This is a genomic window from Faecalibacter bovis (genome assembly GCF_017948305.1).
GTDB classification, from domain to species: Bacteria; Bacteroidota; Bacteroidia; order Flavobacteriales; family Weeksellaceae; genus Empedobacter; species Empedobacter bovis.
In genome coordinates this window covers 1,153,307-1,170,324 of record NZ_CP072842.1, presented here as the reverse complement: position 1 = coordinate 1,170,324, position 17,018 = coordinate 1,153,307, and the positions used below count along the sequence as shown (strand labels likewise).

General features: G+C 30.9%; 18 protein-coding genes. 9 read left to right on the top strand and 9 right to left on the bottom strand.

Going from position 1 to position 17,018, the window contains the following annotated elements; genetic code table 11:
* Positions 1–33: 33 nt before the first annotated feature.
* The gene (locus tag J9309_RS05590) at positions 34–468 is read right to left on the bottom strand and encodes a hypothetical protein (RefSeq protein ID WP_230477575.1); all 435 of its coding nucleotides are present in this window, start codon (positions 466–468) and stop codon (positions 34–36) included.
* 142 nt (positions 469–610) lie between these two features.
* The gene (locus J9309_RS05585; protein WP_230477574.1) at positions 611–1,402 is read right to left on the bottom strand and encodes a DUF2797 domain-containing protein; all 792 of its coding nucleotides are present in this window, start codon (positions 1,400–1,402) and stop codon (positions 611–613) included.
* Between the two features lie 53 nt (positions 1,403–1,455).
* On the opposite strand from J9309_RS05585, the gene J9309_RS05580 reads away from it, so the two are divergent.
* From J9309_RS05580 to J9309_RS05570, 3 genes are all read left to right on the top strand, one after another.
* On the top strand, positions 1,456–2,970 hold the full coding sequence (locus J9309_RS05580; RefSeq protein WP_230477573.1) for a GH3 auxin-responsive promoter family protein: 1,515 nt from the start codon (positions 1,456–1,458) through the stop codon (positions 2,968–2,970).
* A 126-nt stretch (positions 2,971–3,096) separates the two neighbouring features.
* Positions 3,097–3,645, top strand: coding sequence for a crossover junction endodeoxyribonuclease RuvC (ruvC, locus tag J9309_RS05575; protein WP_230477572.1), 549 nt, complete (start codon positions 3,097–3,099; stop codon positions 3,643–3,645).
* A gap of 49 nt (positions 3,646–3,694) precedes the next feature.
* Positions 3,695–4,717 carry a glutaminyl-peptide cyclotransferase gene (locus tag J9309_RS05570; protein ID WP_230477571.1) on the top strand — a complete coding sequence of 341 codons (1,023 nt, stop codon included), beginning with the start codon at positions 3,695–3,697 and terminating at the stop codon, positions 4,715–4,717.
* A gap of 122 nt (positions 4,718–4,839) precedes the next feature.
* Here the strand turns inward: J9309_RS05570 and J9309_RS05565 are convergent, their stop codons facing one another.
* The 4 genes from J9309_RS05565 to J9309_RS05550 all read right to left on the bottom strand — a co-directional run bounded on the left by J9309_RS05565 (position 4,840) and on the right by J9309_RS05550 (position 7,522).
* Positions 4,840–5,334 (bottom strand): hemerythrin domain-containing protein, encoded by a 495-nt coding sequence (locus J9309_RS05565; protein WP_230477570.1) that lies wholly within the window; start codon positions 5,332–5,334, stop codon positions 4,840–4,842.
* 51 nt (positions 5,335–5,385) lie between these two features.
* Positions 5,386–5,820 (bottom strand): RrF2 family transcriptional regulator, encoded by a 435-nt coding sequence (locus J9309_RS05560; RefSeq protein ID WP_230477569.1) that lies wholly within the window; start codon positions 5,818–5,820, stop codon positions 5,386–5,388.
* 137 nt (positions 5,821–5,957) lie between these two features.
* Positions 5,958–6,542 carry a 50S ribosomal protein L25/general stress protein Ctc gene (locus J9309_RS05555; protein WP_230477568.1) on the bottom strand — a complete coding sequence of 195 codons (585 nt, stop codon included), beginning with the start codon at positions 6,540–6,542 and terminating at the stop codon, positions 5,958–5,960.
* A gap of 44 nt (positions 6,543–6,586) precedes the next feature.
* Entirely contained in the window at positions 6,587–7,522 is a 936-nt protein-coding gene (locus tag J9309_RS05550) for a ribose-phosphate pyrophosphokinase (RefSeq protein WP_230477567.1), read from the bottom strand.
* A gap of 284 nt (positions 7,523–7,806) precedes the next feature.
* Between J9309_RS05550 and J9309_RS05545 the strand changes: the two genes are divergently transcribed.
* From J9309_RS05545 to J9309_RS05535, 3 genes are read left to right on the top strand one after another with little or no spacing between them, the layout of a single operon-like run.
* Positions 7,807–9,723 carry a polysaccharide biosynthesis protein gene (locus J9309_RS05545; RefSeq protein WP_230477566.1) on the top strand — a complete coding sequence of 639 codons (1,917 nt, stop codon included), beginning with the start codon at positions 7,807–7,809 and terminating at the stop codon, positions 9,721–9,723.
* On the top strand, positions 9,720–10,469 hold the full coding sequence (locus tag J9309_RS05540; RefSeq protein WP_230477558.1) for a polysaccharide biosynthesis/export family protein: 750 nt from the start codon (positions 9,720–9,722) through the stop codon (positions 10,467–10,469). The genes J9309_RS05545 and J9309_RS05540 overlap by 4 nt, the downstream gene beginning before the upstream one ends.
* Position 10,470: 1 nt before the next feature.
* Positions 10,471–12,861 carry a GumC family protein gene (locus J9309_RS05535; RefSeq protein ID WP_230477557.1) on the top strand — a complete coding sequence of 797 codons (2,391 nt, stop codon included), beginning with the start codon at positions 10,471–10,473 and terminating at the stop codon, positions 12,859–12,861.
* 55 nt (positions 12,862–12,916) lie between these two features.
* Here J9309_RS05535 and J9309_RS05530 read toward each other — a convergent pair whose 3' ends face one another.
* On the bottom strand, positions 12,917–13,690 hold the full coding sequence (locus J9309_RS05530; protein WP_230477555.1) for a TrmH family RNA methyltransferase: 774 nt from the start codon (positions 13,688–13,690) through the stop codon (positions 12,917–12,919).
* A 40-nt stretch (positions 13,691–13,730) separates the two neighbouring features.
* Positions 13,731–14,063, bottom strand: a complete 333-nt coding sequence (locus J9309_RS05525) for a DUF4377 domain-containing protein (RefSeq protein ID WP_230477554.1) — start codon at positions 14,061–14,063, stop codon at positions 13,731–13,733.
* Positions 14,064–14,260: 197 nt separating this feature from the next.
* Between J9309_RS05525 and J9309_RS05520 the strand changes: the two genes are divergently transcribed.
* The 3 genes from J9309_RS05520 to J9309_RS05510 all read left to right on the top strand — a co-directional run bounded on the left by J9309_RS05520 (position 14,261) and on the right by J9309_RS05510 (position 16,467).
* Entirely contained in the window at positions 14,261–15,553 is a 1,293-nt protein-coding gene (locus J9309_RS05520; protein ID WP_230477552.1) for a peptidase U32 family protein, read from the top strand.
* A 15-nt stretch (positions 15,554–15,568) separates the two neighbouring features.
* Positions 15,569–15,799: a ferredoxin gene (locus J9309_RS05515; RefSeq protein ID WP_121933947.1), complete on the top strand. Its 231-nt coding sequence runs from the start codon at positions 15,569–15,571 to the stop codon at positions 15,797–15,799.
* A 110-nt stretch (positions 15,800–15,909) separates the two neighbouring features.
* Entirely contained in the window at positions 15,910–16,467 is a 558-nt protein-coding gene (locus J9309_RS05510) for a 5-formyltetrahydrofolate cyclo-ligase (protein ID WP_230477550.1), read from the top strand.
* On the opposite strand, the gene J9309_RS05505 is transcribed toward J9309_RS05510, so the two are convergent.
* Complete coding sequence (locus J9309_RS05505; RefSeq protein WP_230477549.1) at positions 16,431–17,018, bottom strand: hypothetical protein; 588 nt, start codon at positions 17,016–17,018, stop codon at positions 16,431–16,433. The two genes, J9309_RS05510 and J9309_RS05505, sit on opposite strands and share 37 nt — an antisense overlap.

Genomic DNA, 17,018 nt, shown 5'->3' with positions numbered 1-17,018 from the left:
AAAAAAAAAGAAGTCCTAAGACCTCTTTTAATTTTATTTTACTGAATCAACTTTTATCGTATCTACGGTAGCAGCTTTTTCTTTAATATCGTAAGAATATGCAACCACTTTCGGATGTTTTTTTATCGATTTAATTTTAAATGTTTCTGTACCAATTCCATTCTCATATTCAACATCGTATGTCGATACATAAACCACTTGTCCGTTGTCATCTTCTTCTTTAATATCCTTTAAGTTGAAGATATCTATTTTACCAAATTTCCCTTGTGCTTCTTTCACTTGCGCTTCTGTAATACCCTCCAATACATAAGGCAAAGAATCCTTTATAGTTTCACGATATTTAAAAACATCTAACGCAGGACGTTCAATCTGATATTTTTGTAATTCACCTTTCTTCTTTCCTCCACAAGATGTGAAAACAAAAGCAGAAATAGCAACCAATCCTAATAATAATTTATTAAAACTCATAATTGTTAATTTTTTTGTGTTTTGATACAGACTAATATAATCATTTTTTTAATAATTTATGATTTATTTAACTAAAATTCAATTCATTAAAAAAAGCGCATCATTACTGATACGCTTGTTATATTAGTTAAATTTATTGCGATTAAATCTCAACTTTCACATAAAAACCTTCGTGTCCACGAACGTTGAAAACAGAATTATCTTCAAAAATTAAATACTGTCCTTTAATTCCTTTTAAAACCCCTTCAATAACAGACGTTTTTTTCAAATTCGTTGATTTCACTTTTTCAGGATATTCCAAAACTGGATAATCTAATTTATAAACTTCTGGCTCATCAACTAAAAATTGACGAAAATCTGGATTTACATTTTCTTTTACAATTTCGAATTGTTCATACAGATTAATTTCAGGCACATCATTTTTTAACATGCGTTGCCAATTGGTTTTATCAGCCATTACATCTTTCAAAGACACCTCAATCATACCTGCTTCATAACGATTATTTGTACGAGCGATTACAATTGCTTCAGAAGCACCTTGATCAATCCAACGTGTAGGAATCTGCGTTTCGCGAGTTACACCAACTTTAATACCTGATGAATTAGCTAAATAAACAATATGAGGTTGTAGTTCAAATTTTTGTTCCCAAGCCAAATCACGTTGTTCTATACCTAAATGTGCAGTTGATAATTCTGGACTTATGATGCTTGGATTAGCTTCAGGTAACGTAAAAAAACAGTTTTTACAGTATCCCATTTGATAAATTTCCTTATCATCACCACATCCTAAACATTCGTAATGATCAAAAGTAACCTTGATTTTCTTTCCTAAAACTCGATTCATTGTTACAAAATCGTGCTTAAAATCCCAGTAATATTTTATCGGATTTCCATTTTCAGTAATCATTTTACGAATTTGCCCTTCAAACTGCATATCTTATCAAAGTTTAATTAAATTTGTGAGTAAATCTACAAATTTTTTGAAGAATGGGATTAGTTAATAAGATCATGGAAATTATGATGCGCAGCCGTATGAATGCGATTGAAGATAGCATCAAAAATCCAGTTGGTACGCAAGAACGTGTCTTATTTGATAACATTAAAAAAGCAAAACATACTATATACGGACGTGAGTTTGGATTTAATGAAGCGAATACAATTCATAAATTTCAAAATCAAGTCCCAGCAGTTCATTACGAAGATTTTGAACCTTATATCGAGTTAGCTCGTAAAGGTGAAAAAGACGTTACATGGAACGGAAAAATTAAATGGTTTGCTAAATCTTCAGGTACAACAAATGCAAAAAGTAAATTTATTCCGATAAGTAATGAATCTTTAGAAGATTGTCATTATGCTGCCGGAAAAACTATGTTTGCTTTGTATTTGAACGCTAATCCTAATACTGAGATTTTCTTAAATAAAAACCTTCGTATTGGAGGAAGTAGTGAATTATTTCAAAAATACGATACTCGTTTTGGAGATTTATCAGCTATTTTGATTGATAATTTACCATTTTATGCAGAAATGAAAAACATACCGAATCGTGAGATTTCGTTGATGTCGGATTGGTCTCTAAAAATGGATGCAATTATCAATGCTACAAAAAATGAAAGTGTAGGTTCTTTAACAGGTGTTCCGTCTTGGATGTTGGTTGTTTTAAACAAAATGTTGGCAGACACTGGAAAAACAAACGTACATGAATTATGGCCAAATTTAGAAGTTTTCTTCCATGGTGGAATTAGCTTTACGCCGTATGCAGAAAATTATAACTTAATAACAGGTAAAAAAATAAATTACTTCGAATTATATAATGCATCAGAAGGATTCTTTGCAATACAAGATCAATTAATTGAAAAAGACATGTTGCTTTTATTGGATAATGGAATTTTTTATGAATTTGTTCCAATGGAAGAATTTGGTTCTGAAAACGCACGTTACTTGACGATTGGAGAAGTTGAAGTCGGAAAAAATTACGCCATGGTTATTACGACAAATGGTGGTTTATGGCGATACATTATTGGTGATACAATCAAATTTACATCTATAAATCCTCATCGAATCGTTGTTACTGGACGAACGAAACATCATATCAATGTTTTTGGGGAAGAGTTAATGATTGATAATGCGGAAACAGCTTTGAAACGTGCTTGTGATAAAACTAATGCTATTGTTTCAGAATATAGTGCCGGACCTATTTTTATGCAAGGAAAAGAAAAAGGTGCGCACGAATGGATTATTGAATTTGATCGTGAACCGTCTAACTTTGATGAATTTGTAACTATTTTAGATCAAAGCTTACAAGAAATTAATTCGGATTACGAAGCAAAACGATATAATAATATGACCCTGAATCCTCCAATTGTTCATCAAGCTAAACCAAAATTATTTATTGAATGGATGGCGTCTCGTGGAAAATTAGGAGGCCAAAATAAAGTCCCTCGATTATCTAATACAAGAGAATTCATCGAACCGTTGATTGCTTTAAACAAAACAAATTTTTAATATTATAAAAGCTAGGATAATTTCTAGCTTTTTCTTTTTAGTCAAAAGTTTTATTAAATCAATGAGTATTTATCAGAACATTAATGCAAATCAAAATTCGTAATAAAATATCGTAAATTTGTTCCGATGGAAAGAATCATATTAGGTATTGATCCTGGAACAAATGTCTTGGGTTATGGTTTGATAAAAGTGCAGGGAAACAAAATTTCGTTAATTGCTTTGGGTGAATTATTATTGAATAAATTACCAAATCAAGAAATGAAACTGAAACGTATATTTGAAAAAATTATTATGTTAATCGACGAATATCATCCCGACGAATTAGCCATCGAAGCACCTTTTTTAGGACAAAATGCACAATCAATGTTAAAATTAGGTCGCGCACAAGGTGTTTGTATTGCTGCTTGTTTATCAAGAGAAATTCCATCTACCGAATATGCACCAAAGAAAATAAAAATGGCAATTACCGGAAACGGAAACGCTTCTAAAGAACAAGTTGCTGCAATGTTGGTACATTTAGTTAATTTGAAAGAATTACCAAAACGTTTAGATGCAACAGATGGTTTGGCGGCAGCAGTTTGTCATTATTTGAATTCTGGAAACAAAATAACACAACAAAAATCTTATTCGGGTTGGGATTCGTTTGTAAAATCAAATCCTAATCGAACAAAGTAATATATTTGTAGTAAGATTTCATAACATACTATATTAGAATTAATTCTCTATGAAAAAGATATTTTTAATGGCTCTTGTAGCCTCTGCTATGATTACTTCTTGTAAAGATGAAGGGGCAGCAAATAACAATGCAATTACTGAAATTGTATCAGGAATTGAACAAAAACAGTATAAGTTAGGTGATAAAATCAACATCGATTTTTCGGCTTTAGAAGGAGTTGATAATGTAAGAATTACTATTGATGGAAAAGATGTTCCTAATGGATCTACCATAACAAATGAAGTTGTAGGATTAGGAAATCATTCTATTTTTATTGAATTCTTAAAAGGTACAGAAGTTAAAAATTCGAGAGAATTTACCTTTATCGTTTTTGGAAAAGAAGCAGCAGCTACTTGGTCATACGAATTGGTAAATACATACCCTCACGATAATAAATATTTTACACAAGGATTTTATTATAAAGATGGAAACATTTTTGAAGGAACTGGTTTGCGCAACGAAACATATTTGGCAAAATACAAATTGGGTGATGCTAAAGCAAGTAAAGAATATAAGGTTGTTGAAAATGTTTTTGGTGAAGGTATAACTGAATTGAATGGAAATATTTACCAATTAACTTGGCAGGATAGAGCAATTTTAAAATACGATCAAGATTTTAATAAACTGGATCAAATTAACATGCCTGGCGAAATCATGGAAGGTTGGGGAATTACAACAGTTGGCGATCAATTAGCTGTTTCCGAAGGTACTCAACGAATTCATTTTTTTGATGCTAATTTCAAATATCAACGCACTATTCAGGCCGTTGACAATCAAAATGTGTATTTAAAATTAAATGAGTTAGAGTATAAAGATGGTTTAATTTACGCGAATGTTTACGAATCGGGAACTATCTTGGCTATAGATCCAGCTTCAGGACAAGTAAAAGCTAAATTAGATTTAAGTGAGTTTAAAACGAAACAAACAGGTCCACAAGCTGATGTACTAAATGGAATTGCTTTTAAAGGCGATAATATGTTAGTAACAGGTAAGAAGTGGGATAATATATACGAGATTAAGATTAAGAAATAACATAAAAAGAAAGCCTTGCAATAGCAAGGCTTTCTTTTTACCACAAATAAAAATTCACACTGCAAATAGAATTCTTATTATTCAAAAATCATCTAAAAAATTATAAGTATTATTTTACGTTATTATTCCCAAAAGTGGTCATCCCAATTAGCATTTGTTGGTAATTGACCTAAAGCTTCGTTAATAGCTTTTAATTGTTTTTGAGTCGCTACATTTTCAATTTCTGGTAAGATATTTTTCTCTTCGAAACGAATATGTAAATCTAACTCTTCTTCTATATAAATTAAATTCTTCATCGGATTTGACCCGATTTTGAATAATCTTCTAATTCTTCTGTGCTCCTTTAAAGCTCGTTTTACTATATAATTATCCTCACTTAAAATTGTAAACAACAACTTCTCCTCTATTTCCATTTTCGGAAATAAAATATTTTCACCGTACCAATTAACATAAGCTACAATTCTCTCAATCTCAACATTTCGATCAATTCCTGTTCTAATATTCCAACAAAAAAACAAAGTTTTATGATGTTTAGAACATGCTTCATATACTGTCTGGTTAAGAGACGATGTAAAACTTAATTGATTTGAGCTTTGTATTTCGGTAAGTAGTTTCATAATTGGAATCTATTAATCGGATATTTTTGTCTTATTTAGTTTCAAATTTTTTTAATGTTTTAGAAATGCCAAACCATTATCAATGTCGTCAATTAAATCATTCATAGACGTCACTTCCAACATTTTTTGCAAATCTTTACGAACCATAAAAATTCGTTTATGTAAAGCACATGGTCTTGCTGCATCACATTCATTCAAACCTAATACACAGCTGTGGTATAACCCATCTCCGTCTATGGCTTTAATGATGTGTACTAATTTAATTTCTGTTAAAGATTTTGGATCCATTTCAAATCCTCCCATTTTTCCTTTGACAGAACTTATAATCCCATTCTTCACAAGTTCTTGTAAAATTTTAGCTGTATATGCTTCAGGCGAATTGACAGAAGCTGCAATTTGCTTCAAATTCACACGATTTCCACCGATAGATTCACGAGCGATAAAAATACTCGCCTTAATACCATATTCGCATGCTTTTGAAAACATTATACCTCTATTCTTGTTTAATTTTACTTTGCAAATATAATAAATTATTTAACTCGGACAAATTTATCTTTATTAAAAATATGAAAATAAAAAAACCACCTCGATTGAGGTGGTTTAAATTTATTTAAAGAGAAATATTAATCTTCATCTTCTTCTAAATCCGCATCTTTAACAGCGTTACGAGAAGTACGGATAGCAACAACTACTGCATTGTCTGGGTGAGCAAAAGAGTACTTTTCGTTCTTTAAAGACTCGATGTACATTTTGTGACCAATTCTCATTGGAGTAATGTCGATTTCGATTTCGTCTGGTAAATTAGCTGGAATAGCACGAACTTTAACTTTACGCATGTTGAAACGTAAAACCCCTCCGGCTACTAAACCACGAGCACGTCCTACTAAACGAACTGGAACTTCCATAGTAACTGGTTTGTTCTCGTCTAATTGGTAGAAATCAGCGTGGATGATACGATCTGTAACTGGGTGGAATTGGATATCTTGTAAGATAGCCTCAAACTTAGTTCCATCGTTTAATTCGATAGTAACTGTGTGAGCTTCTGGAGTATATACTAATCCTTTGAATGCTTTTTCATCTGCAGAAAATGCAACTGGCTCAGTTCCACCGTAAATCACACAAGGTACTTGTTCAGCATTACGTAAGGCACGTGTAGCAACTTTACCTACGTTTTCTCTTTTTACACCTTGAATTGTAATAGATTTCATAATAAAATTATATATAAAAATTAAAAATTTGTTTTTGTAACCAATTAGATAACAAAACGTTGACTAATTGATTTATTGCTATGTACTAGATGCATAACATCAGCAAAAAGCGGAGCGCAAGATAATACTTTTATTTTACTTACACTAGAATTTTTTAATGGAATACTATCAGTTACAGCAATTTCTGTTAACATTGAGTCTTGTAAACGCTCAAAAGCAGGTCCAGATAAAATTCCGTGAGTTGCGATTGCACGTACTGATAATGCGCCTTTAGACATAATTAGTTCAGCAGCTTTAGCTAAAGTTCCAGCTGTATCAATCATATCATCAACTAAGATTACATTTTTACCAACAACATCACCAATTAACATCATGCTATCCACATGATTTGCTTTTTTACGCTCTTTGTGGCAGATAACAATTTCCGCGTTTAAATGCTTAGCATAAGTATTTGCGCGTTTTGCTCCTCCCATATCAGGCGAAGCGATGCATAAATTATCTAAATTTAAACTATTGATATAATCTACGAATATTGTTGAAGCAAATAAATGGTCAACAGGAATTTCAAAAAATCCTTGGATTTGATCAGCATGTAAATCCATTGTCATTACACGAGTCGCACCGGCAGACATTAACATTTTCGCTACTAATTTAGCTCCGATTGGAACACGAGGAGCGTCTTTACGATCTTGACGCGCAAACCCGTAGTAAGGAATTACTGCTGTAATCGATTTTGCAGATGCACGTTTTGCAGCATCACACATTAATAATAACTCCATTAAGTTATCTGTTGGTTGATGTGTAGATCCAATTAAGAAAACGCGTGCACCACGAATTGGCTGTTCGAAAGCTGGAGTAAATTCTCCGTCGCTAAATTCAACGATTTTTAAATTACCTAATTCTTGACCATAATGGTCTGCAATTTTAGTGGCTAACTCATGTGAACCACGTGTAGAAAAAAGAAATGCTGATTGTTCCATTGTTTGTTTTGGGAATATTTGTGCAAAAATACTATTTTTATAGGATTTACGTTGTTAAAAAAAGTAAAATTTCCAATGAAATTAATCGGTTAATTCTGCTTAAAATATCTATTTTTAAACTGTTATAAATACTTCTACTTGAAAAAGAAGTTTTAATTAGACATTATATCAAAATTATTTTATGATATTTGTAAAAATCTTTTAATAAATCATTAAAAGTTAACAACAAACACATAGTCAAAATAACAGCCTAATTTATTAACTGTTATCTCTAAAAGAACCAAATGATAAGTAAAACTAAAAATAATTTACTTAAAAATTTACCTCGATGGGTGATATTGGTAATTGATTTAAATATTGTAGCCTTTACCTACATAATTAGTAACTTTATTATAAACAATTTCACTAATAATTTCAACCTGGTAAATGTATATTTAAAACTACCTATAGTTGTTACTGTATACGCTATATTATATTTACTTTTCGGGACCTACAAAGGTGTAATAAGACAAACAGGGTTAAAAGATGCCCAAAATGTATTTATAGCAAATATTTTATCCTTTTTTGTACTTTTAACTTTCTCTGTTTTTATTAGAAACACAATGGATTTGACAGATGAAACGGTTCATTTTTATCGTTTCTCTTATTCAATTTTATTCATCCACTCTTTTGTTGCAACTGTGGCAATGGTTTTTGCGAGGATTTCCTATAAATCAACATATGCCTATTATTTAGGGAATAATAAAAGAGGTAAAAAAGTAATCATTTACGGTGCAGGAGATTCTGGAGCAATTACATTAAATGCACTTGCAGCTGACCAAAAATCTGATGCTCAAGTATTATGTTTTATTGACGATGATCCTAAAAAATCTGGAAAAAAGATTAACCGATTAATGGTTCATCATTCATCAATTTTAACTGATGAATTTATCCAAAATAACCAAGTAGATGAAGTAATCATTTCTATCCAAAATATTTCAAAATCCCAATTATTAAAAATTTCAGAAAAATTAACTGAATATCCAATTAAGGTTAAAATTACTCCTGCAATTAATGATTGGATTAATGGAAATTATTCTACAAGACAGATTAAGCATTTAAAAATTGAAGATTTATTAGGTCGTGACTCAATCGAATTAAATAATCCGATCGTTGAAAATGAATTAGAAAATAAAACGATTTTAATTTCAGGAGCAGCAGGATCTATTGGTAGTGAAATTGCTCGTCAAGTGGCACGTAAAAATTTCAAAAAATTAATTTTATTAGATATTGCTGAATCAGCATTGTACGACGTGGAACAAAGCATGGTTTCTAACAAAAAAAATGATATTGAATATATCATTGGAAATGTAAGAGATTTAGATCGAATGAAAAATATTTTCGAGCTGCATAAACCTGATTATATCTACCATGCAGCAGCTTATAAACACGTTCCTTTAATGGAAAAATATCCCTACGAAGCGGTTAATACGAACGTAAGAGGAACTAAAATAATGGCAGATTTATCGCATGAATATAATGTTGAGAAATTTGTAATGGTTTCTACGGATAAAGCTGTTAATCCAACAAACGTAATGGGCGCAACAAAACGATGTGCTGAAATTTATGTTAGTTGTTTAAATGCGCTTTCAAATACCAATTTCATTGTGACTCGCTTTGGTAATGTCTTGGGTTCTAACGGATCTGTTATACCTTTATTTAAACGTCAATTAGAACAAGGTGGACCTTTAACAGTAACTCATCCTGAAATCACGCGTTATTTTATGACAATTCCGGAAGCTTGTCAATTGGTATTAGAAGCGGGGACAATGGGAAAAGGTGGTGAAATTTTCGTATTTGATATGGGCGAATCAATGAAAATAATTGATTTAGCTAAGCGAATGATTCGATTAAGTGGTTATAAATATCCACAAGAAATTGATATTAAAGTTATTGGACTAAGACCTGGTGAGAAAATTTTTGAAGAATTACTTGCTAGTGATGAAAACACAACCAAAACTCATCATGAAAAAATCATGATTGCAAAGGTTAATTATTCAAAATGTGAAAATACGTTTGAAAATATTTCAACACTTTGTTATTTTGCGAAAGAAACAGAGTATAATAGAGATAATATTGAACTTGTTCGAAAAATTAAACAAATCGTTCCTGAATTTAAATCTCAAAATTCTACCTTTGAAATTCTAGATCAACAAGCATGAAAATCAAATTAAAAAACATTCTATATCTAATTGTGTTTTCATTCATCATTTTTTCTTGTGCAAAAAGAGAAGATGTTGTCTATTTTAATGATGCGCAAACCATCAATACTTTTGTGCAAGAAAACGCACCTAAAATTCAGATTAACGATAAATTAAAAGTTAGCGTGTACGCTACTGATGCAACAACTACAGCTCCTTTTAATTTACAAAGTTCCTCTACAAACGATACGGAAGGTAAAACATATTTAGTAGACCAAAATGGTGCTATAGATATGCCTATTTTAGGAAAAGTTAATGTGAAAGGTTTGACTCGTATTGAGGCTCAAGATTTAATTCAAGAAAAAGTATCTTTTTATATCAAAAACACTTCTGTAAATGTATCATTTGCAGATTTTAAGATTACAATTTTAGGTGAAGTTAATAGTCCTGGAACTAAAGTTTTACCATCTGAGAAAGTTTCTATTATTGATGCAATTGGTTTAGCAGGAGATTTAAAAATTAATGGTGTAAGAAATAATATCATGGTAATTAGAAATACTGAAGGACAAGTTGAATCTCATCGTGTTGATTTAACATCTAAAGAAGTATTTAATTCACCTGTATATTATTTAGCTCAAAACGACGTAATTTACGTTGAACCAAACAAATCAGCAATACAAAATGCTTCAAGTACAAGAACTATAACAATTGCTGCAAGTATCATTGGATTAGTACTTTCAATTACAACTATCATCACTCGATTATAAAATGGAAAACAACAAAGAAATTGATTTTGGACAAAATTCAAATAGTTCATTTGATCTTCGTGAAATCATTTTTCCTTATTTAAAATATTGGTATTTATTTGCTATCGGATTAATCATCGCATTAGTTTGTGCAAATACCTACTTAAAATATGCGATTAGTACTTATGCTGTAAGCGCCAAAGTATTGGTTAATAGTAAAAATGCTAAAAATATTGAGTTAGCTGCTTTAAATAACAGCATGTTAAATAAAGAAGCAGATGCTGAATTAGCTGATCAAATAGAAATTATTAAATCTCGTCGAATCATCTCTCAAGTTGTTGACGCCAAAGATTTAAACATCTCTTATACACGAGTTGGTCGAATTAAAGAAATTGAAGTTTACGGTAAAAATTCCCCAATACAAGTTAAATTCATTAACCCTTTAACTTCAAATAGTGATAAACTTTACGGAAATTATAGAATTCGAATTCTATCGCCAACAAGTTTTGAATTAATTGATGAAATTGGTGGAACAAAAAAATATAATTTCGGTCAGAAGATTTACAATTCTACTGGCGATTTTATTATTTTACCAAATCCTGATAAAGATTTAAGAAGTGAAAATGGTTCTGAAATTATCATTCGATTTTCACCATTTATTTCAACAGTAAATTCATATAAAGGTAGAATTCAGATTTCTCCTTCAAGCGAAAATTCTCGTATTTTAAATTTAAGTTTAGTTGATAATGTTCCTAATCGTGCCATTGAATTTATTGACGAATTAGTTAATGTTTATAACGAAGATTTAAAAAGTGATGATGCGAAAATCACTGAATCAACATCTAAATTTATCAATGATCGTTTGGTTATTGTTACGAACGAATTACAAGGTGTTGACCGTAGTTTAGAGAGTTATAAAACATCAAATAAAATCACAGATTTAGAATCAGAAGCTAGTATTTTCTTAGGCGAATCTACACAAACTGAAAAACAAATTTTAGATTATAATACACAATTATCGTTAGTAGACTTTATGAATAAAGCGCTACAAACAAATCGTGATAATTTGTTGCCAACAAACATTGGGTTAACTGATGGTACTATCACTAGCACAATTAGTCAATACAACGACTTAATTTTAGCAAAAGAAGAAAAATTAAAGAATGTAACGGAGCATCATAATGATGTAAAAACGCTTCAAAAACAAATTAATGATGTAAAAATTAATTTAAAATCAAGTTTTAAATTATATCGTAATAATATTCAAACATCATTAAATTCATTACAATCAAAACAATCAAATCTTAACAATCGTATATCTAAAATACCTGCTCAAGAACGTGTCTTTAAAGACATTTCAAGACAGCAACAAATTGTAGAAGCTTTATATTTGTTTTTACTACAAAAGCGTGAAGAATCTGAAATTAAAGCAGCTTCTACACCAGAACATATAAAGATTGTTGACAGTGCTTACGGAAACGGAGGTGCGGTTTCTCCTAATTCTCGTATGATTTATATGGGATCTATTGCGTTAGGATTAGCCATACCATTTGCGTTTGTTTTCTTACGTCAATTATTAAATAATAAAGTACACACAAAAGAGGATTTAGAAAAAATTGTTGGAGCACCAGTTGCTGGTCAAATCCCGAATAGTAAGGTTAAAATTATTGAAAGAAATGATACTTCTGTTACGGCAGAATCTTTCAGAATGTTACGTACCAACATCAATTTCTTTATCGATAAAAATAAAAAAGACGGAAAAGTTATCTACATCACATCTTCAATTTCAGGTGAAGGTAAAACTTATGTAGCTACCAATTTATCTCAAATCTATACATTTTCAAATGACAGAGTTTTATTAATTGGAGCTGATATTCGTAATCCTAAAATTTTAGATTATTTGGATTTGGATGGATTTTCGAGAAAAACGGCAGGATTAACTAATTTCTTAGCAGATTCTGACATTTTACCTAGTGATATAATTATAAATAAACCTGGTGGTTTTAACTTTGATTTTGTAAATGCAGGTGTAATTCCACCTAATCCAGCAGAATTATTAATGAATGGCCGATTTGCTGAAATCATTAATTACGCAAAAGAACACTACGATTATATTATTGTAGATACTGCACCTGTAAATTTAGTTACAGATACGGTTTTAATTGCTGAAAATGCTGATCTAACTCTGTATATTTCTAGAGCAAATTATACAGATAAAAATGTAATGGATATTCCAAAGCATATGTACCAAGAAAACATCTTAAAAAACATGAATATGATTATTAATGATGTTGACATGAATAGAGGTTATGGATACCGCTATGGTTACGGATATGGCTACGGGTATGGCTACGGTTACCAATACAATGGGAAATTACCATGGTACAAGAAAATTTTAAGAAAATTCAAATAACAGTAAACATAAAAAAGCCACTCAAATTGAGTGGCTTTTTGTTATTTTAAAAGAATTATTGTCTTTGTCTTACGGCTTCATACACGCAAATTGCTGCTGCATTACTCACGTTTAAAGAATCTACAAATCCTAACATCGGAATTTTAATTAAAGCTGCTGAATTATCGGCCCAAAAATCAGATAATCCTGTCGCTTCTGTTCCTAAAATAATTGCAGAACCTGAAGTAAAATCAGCTTCGTATAAACTAATGGTTTCGTCGCGCAAGAAAGTTGAAATGATCTGAACATTTTTATTTTTTAAATAATCTAAAACATCTTCTTTAGATGCCGACGCAATTTGATTCGTAAATAAAGTTCCGACCGATGATCTAATTACATTCGGATTAAAAAAATCTACCGTTTCATCACAAACTATTACAGCATCTACTTTTGCACCATCACCGGTTCTTAAAACAGCACCTAAATTCCCTGGTTTTTCAACCGCTTCTAATACGACAACTAAAGGATTTTCAGGTAAATTTAAATCTTCTAATTTTGATGCTTTCGTTTTATAAACTCCAATAATACCACCTGTAGATTTACGATATGCAATCTTTTCAAAAATAGCTCGAGTAATTTCAAATCGTCTTGGATTATCGAATTTTATATTTGCATCATAAATATCTTCACAGATATAAATTTCAACTGCTTCGTAACCTCCTTTAATTGCTAATTCATTTTCTTGAGTTCCCTCAACAATAAACAATCCTTGATTTTTACGTTCTCTCGATTTATCTTGCAATTTCAGCAAGTTTTTTATTTTTTGATTTTGAAGACTTTCTATTTGCATACTGCAAAATTAAAATAATTTCAGGCAATCGCAATCTATATTATTTCTTTGTCTTTTTTAACACTTTAATCAAATGATATTGAATGGAAGATGCATCAGCTGGAACTGGATCCGAAACCTTAGTTTTCTTTATAAGTAATTCATATTCATAACCTGATTCATACGAAAATCCATCAATAGCAGAATAAAAATAAGTCCAATTATCGTCTTTAGATTCTTTTACTTGTAAACATTTCATAGGTACAACTCCTACACAATCTACTTGTTCTGCCGCTATATACATTAAAACTTCATCTTTCCCTAAATTTTGAGTCGTATTACAAGCATTTAGTGATAACAAACCGATTAAACATCCAAAATATAATTTTATCATTTTTTATCTATTTTAATTCATTAGCCTAATTTAGCAATAAGTTATTTATTATAAACCACTTATCTAATTCATCATTTCAAATATTTTTACGATTGTATTTCTTATAATTTATAACGAAATAAACATCCTCTATTTTAATTCATTATAAAGTTCTTTCAATTTTTTATACCTTTGCACCTTAAAATCAGAAATTTCGTATGACCAAAGATGGAAAAATGGAGTTAATGGCTCCTGCTGGTAATTTTGAATCTTTACAAGCGGCCCTTGACAATGGTGCAGATTCTGTATATTTTGGTGTAGATCAATTAAATATGCGTGCACGTGCTTCGATTAACTTTACAATGGGTGATTTACCTGAAATTGTAGAGCGTTGTGAAGCGAAAGGTGTGCGTTCTTACCTTACATTAAATACAATCATTTACGATCACGATTTATCGTTGATCAAAGTGTTATTAGATAAAGCGAAAGAAGCTAATATTACGGCTGTTATTGCAATGGATCAATCGGTGATTGCCTATGCAAGACAAATCGGAATGGAAGTTCACATTTCAACTCAGATTAACGTTACTAATATCGAAACAGTAAAATTCTACGCAATGTTTGCTGATACGATGGTATTATCTCGTGAATTGAGTTTGAAACAAGTAGAAAAGATTTGTGAATTAATCGTGAAAGATGACGTTCGTGGACCAAGTGGAAACTTAGTAGAAATTGAAATTTTCGGACACGGTGCATTATGTATGGCTGTATCTGGAAAATGTTACTTAAGCTTACACTCGCACAATTCTTCTGCAAACCGTGGAGCTTGTAAACAAAACTGTCGTAAAAAATATACTGTTATCGATCAGGAAACTGGATTCGAAATCGAATTAGATAACGAATACATGATGTCGCCTAAAGATTTATGTACAATTGATTTCTTAGACCAAGTCGTAAACGCTGGAATCAAAGTATTAAAAATTGAAGGTCGTGGTCGTGCTCCAGAATATGTTGCAACTGTAATTCGTTGTTACCGTGAAGCTATTGATTCTATCGCTGACGGAACGTACTCAAAAGAGAAAGTTGATTACTGGATGGGATTATTACAAACTGTATATAATCGTGGTTTCTGGTCTGGATATTACTTAGGTCAAAAATTAGGTGAATGGTCTGCTGTACCAGGATCTATGGCTACACAAAAGAAAGTTTACATTGGTAAAGGTGTACATTTCTTCCCGAAAGCTAATATCGGTCAATTCGTTATCGATGCTTATGATTTAAAAGTTGGTGATACAATCTTAGTTACTGGTCCAACAACTGGTGCAAAAGAAATGGAAGTTACTGAAATGATGGTGGAAGATGTAAAAGCTGATATTGCAACAAAAGGTAATAGCATTACAATTCCATTAGATTTCCGTATTCGACCTTCTGATAAATTATATAAATTAGTAAAGGTTGAAGATCCAGGAACGCAACAAAATAATGTGGAAGAAGGAGCTTATTCGCACTAAAAAATAAAGTAAAAAATGGTAATTATTACTTTACAACGCGATAAATGTATCGGATGTAACTATTGTTATGAGTTAGCACCAGAACGTTTCCGTATGTCTAAAAAAGATGGGAAATCTGTTTTATTAAAAGCTACTGATAAAAAGGGATTCCATACATTAAAAGATCCAGATCATGGGATTGCTGATAGCTGCGAACGCGCTGCAAAAGCATGTCCTGTAAACATTATTACAGTAAAAGAAATATAACGATATTATATCGAACTATATAAAAACAAGCCATCAAGCAATTGATGGCTTATTTATTTTCTATCAAATAATCAATTCATTTCATAACTTCGTTTTTTAAAACCAATTGAATGCAGAAAGCTGAAGCAAGAAAACATTATCGTTCGTTACGCAAACAATTTTCAAAAGAGGAAGTTAATTCATTAAGTGCTCAAATTTTTGAACAGATTAAAAAATTTGATTTTGAAAATGATCAAGTCTTTCATATTTTTTTACCCATCGAAAAGAACAATGAAATAAACACTTATCCAATTATTAAATGGCTTTATGAGAATAAAAAAACTGTAGTTTTGCCGTTAGTCATAGGTGACGATATGATTAATTGTAGGGTTGAAAATGGATTTGAAACCCAATTAAATTCACTCCAAATTCCTGAACCTATTAATTATACTGAAATAGATTCTGAACAAATTGACGTGGTATTTGTACCTATGTTTGTGGCAGATAAGTTCGGAAATCGCGTGGGTTACGGTGGCGGATATTATGATAAGTTTTTAGCCAGATGTAAACCTGAAACAAAAAAAATAGGCCTAACTTATTTTAGACCTATTGATAATATTACTGACGCTTATGAGGGCGATATTTCTTTAAATTATTGTTTAATTCCTGACGAAATTGTATCATTTTGAATTGAATCTTTCATCAAATTTAAAGTCTGAAAATAGAATTTAAACTCTCTTTTAAACTGAATTGGTTCTTGTTTTAATACGAAAACCGAAGTTCTATCAATCGTTTTAACTAACTTTTTATCTTTATTAAATAGATTTAAAGTATAATCAGCTTTTTTGATTGTATCAGGCGTTAAACTATCGTTTGGGATAATGTTAAACTTAGCAACAGAAACGAAATGAATGTTTCTATTTTTTAGCTTACTTAATAATGTATCAACTTCAGATACATCTTCTTTAGAAAAATAACTTCTTAATTGAGTGATCAAAATTTCTTGGACCACACTATCATTATTGTTTGATGCCAACGCAGACAACTCATAAAACTCTCTAAGTTTCTGCTTCGAAATAAAGTTAATTGCCTCAATAGAATCCATTTTAGTAGTAACTGTTGAAGCTTCGTTTTTATATCCTTTAATTACTTCTGGATTATAATCTCCTTCGTAAGTTGTATCTTTTTTACAAGAATATATGATCCAAATCGATAAAATTGCACAAAAGCACAAATTCAT

Bases quoted from the DNA above. Each gene is read 5' to 3' on its own strand.
- J9309_RS05510 (WP_230477550.1), top strand. From the start codon at position 15,910: ATGCAGAAAGCTGAAGCAAGAAAACATTATCGTTCGTTACGCAAACAA.
- J9309_RS05525 (WP_230477554.1), bottom strand. From the start codon at position 14,063: ATGATAAAATTATATTTTGGATGTTTAATCGGTTTGTTATCACTAAAT.
- J9309_RS05560 (WP_230477569.1), bottom strand. From the start codon at position 5,820: ATGTTTTCAAAAGCATGCGAATATGGTATTAAGGCGAGTATTTTTATC.
- J9309_RS05545 (WP_230477566.1), top strand. From the start codon at position 7,807: ATGATAAGTAAAACTAAAAATAATTTACTTAAAAATTTACCTCGATGG.
- J9309_RS05580 (WP_230477573.1), top strand. From the start codon at position 1,456: ATGGGATTAGTTAATAAGATCATGGAAATTATGATGCGCAGCCGTATG.
- J9309_RS05530 (WP_230477555.1), bottom strand. From the start codon at position 13,690: ATGCAAATAGAAAGTCTTCAAAATCAAAAAATAAAAAACTTGCTGAAA.
- J9309_RS05515 (WP_121933947.1), top strand. From the start codon at position 15,569: ATGGTAATTATTACTTTACAACGCGATAAATGTATCGGATGTAACTAT.
- ruvC (WP_230477572.1), top strand. From the start codon at position 3,097: ATGGAAAGAATCATATTAGGTATTGATCCTGGAACAAATGTCTTGGGT.
- J9309_RS05570 (WP_230477571.1), top strand. From the start codon at position 3,695: ATGAAAAAGATATTTTTAATGGCTCTTGTAGCCTCTGCTATGATTACT.
- J9309_RS05555 (WP_230477568.1), bottom strand. From the start codon at position 6,542: ATGAAATCTATTACAATTCAAGGTGTAAAAAGAGAAAACGTAGGTAAA.
- J9309_RS05520 (WP_230477552.1), top strand. From the start codon at position 14,261: ATGACCAAAGATGGAAAAATGGAGTTAATGGCTCCTGCTGGTAATTTT.
- J9309_RS05505 (WP_230477549.1), bottom strand. From the start codon at position 17,018: ATGAATTTGTGCTTTTGTGCAATTTTATCGATTTGGATCATATATTCT.
- J9309_RS05585 (WP_230477574.1), bottom strand. From the start codon at position 1,402: ATGCAGTTTGAAGGGCAAATTCGTAAAATGATTACTGAAAATGGAAAT.
- J9309_RS05535 (WP_230477557.1), top strand. From the start codon at position 10,471: ATGGAAAACAACAAAGAAATTGATTTTGGACAAAATTCAAATAGTTCA.
- J9309_RS05590 (WP_230477575.1), bottom strand. From the start codon at position 468: ATGAGTTTTAATAAATTATTATTAGGATTGGTTGCTATTTCTGCTTTT.
- J9309_RS05565 (WP_230477570.1), bottom strand. From the start codon at position 5,334: ATGAAACTACTTACCGAAATACAAAGCTCAAATCAATTAAGTTTTACA.
- J9309_RS05550 (WP_230477567.1), bottom strand. From the start codon at position 7,522: ATGGAACAATCAGCATTTCTTTTTTCTACACGTGGTTCACATGAGTTA.
- J9309_RS05540 (WP_230477558.1), top strand. From the start codon at position 9,720: ATGAAAATCAAATTAAAAAACATTCTATATCTAATTGTGTTTTCATTC.